The sequence below is a fragment of the Phocaeicola coprophilus DSM 18228 = JCM 13818 genome (assembly GCF_000157915.1).
Lineage (GTDB): Bacteria > Bacteroidota > Bacteroidia > Bacteroidales > Bacteroidaceae > Phocaeicola > Phocaeicola coprophilus.
On record NZ_EQ973676.1, the window covers coordinates 1 to 1,240 of the forward strand.

Consider the following 1,240-nt stretch of genomic DNA (forward strand, 5'->3'; position numbering starts at 1 on the left):
ATCGCGAGTTGGAATCTGAAAGAAGCTGGCGGCAAACATCTGGTCTGACGGACAGAAACTTCATATAAGGCATAAGACTGTGGGTAAGGTTGCAAAGCAAACCAAAGCCCTATAGCTATTCGGAATAGTCAATGTAAATGAAGCAGACATAAGATTGAAAGTTAATACCCTTATCCGAGGAGGTCTCACGGACGCATGAGAATAGAAAAAAAAATCGAAATCAGCGGAGTAAAGTTTGCCGTGAGAAGTCAGCAGAAGTCATATTAGCAAACGTGTCGATAGGTTTGTGAAGGACTGAACCTAATAATTAAACGATAGTAATTGAAACATACCTAATGAAAGAACGAATGCAGAAAACATTATCCAAAGTTAATGGCTTCCCTCAAAGAGATAGGTCGGAAACCGAATGGTATGAGGGAGTGCAGACTTTCATGTGGATGTGTGAAGACAACATCGTGGAAGTACCATTCGACAATGAACACCTTTTCGAGCAAATCCTGAGCCCCTCGAATCTAAACCGAGCCTATAAGGCGGTAATTGGAAACAAGGGCAATGGCGGAATCGACAAGATGTCATGTGAACAGTTGCTCCCATGGCTCAAGACCCATAAGGATTTGCTTATCCGTTCCTTAATGGACGGTTCTTACCGTCCTAACCCAGTCAAAAGGGTAGAAATCCCCAAGGACAACGGCAAGATACGCTTATTAGGAATCCCCACGGTGGTAGACCGTTTGGTGCAACAAGCCATTAACCAAGTTCTGAGTCCTGTCTATGAGAAACAATTCTCCATTAGAAGTTACGGCTTCCGTCCGAGAAGAGGCTGCCACGACGCGGTAAGAGGAGCTCAAGAGATAATCAATACAGGCTACACATACGTAGTAGACCTTGACCTTGAACGCTTCTTTGATACCGTGAATCACAGCAAACTCATAGAAATCCTCAGCCGTACTATTAAAGACGGCAGAGTTGTCAGTCTAATACACAAATACCTCCGAAGCGGTGTAATCAACAAAGGTCTGTTTGAAACGAGCGAGGAAGGAACTCCCCAAGGAGGACCACTAAGTCCATTGTTAAGTAATATTATGCTTAATGAGTTGGATAAGGAACTCGAACGTAGAGGACATCCTTTTGTGCGCTATGCCGATGACTCAATGATATTCTGCAAATCCAAAAGGGCAGCAAGAAGAGTCAAAGAGTCCATAACCCGGTTTATAGAGGGAAATCTATATCTTAAAGTCAA

At 43.4% G+C, this 1,240-nt stretch carries 1 protein-coding gene; it reads left to right on the forward strand.

Annotated features, from left to right (window positions below):
• Nucleotides 1–335: 335 nt before the first annotated feature.
• Nucleotides 336–1,240: group II intron reverse transcriptase/maturase (gene ltrA / locus BACCOPRO_RS16905; protein ID WP_008145591.1), on the forward strand; the 905-nt coding region annotated here is incomplete at its 3' end.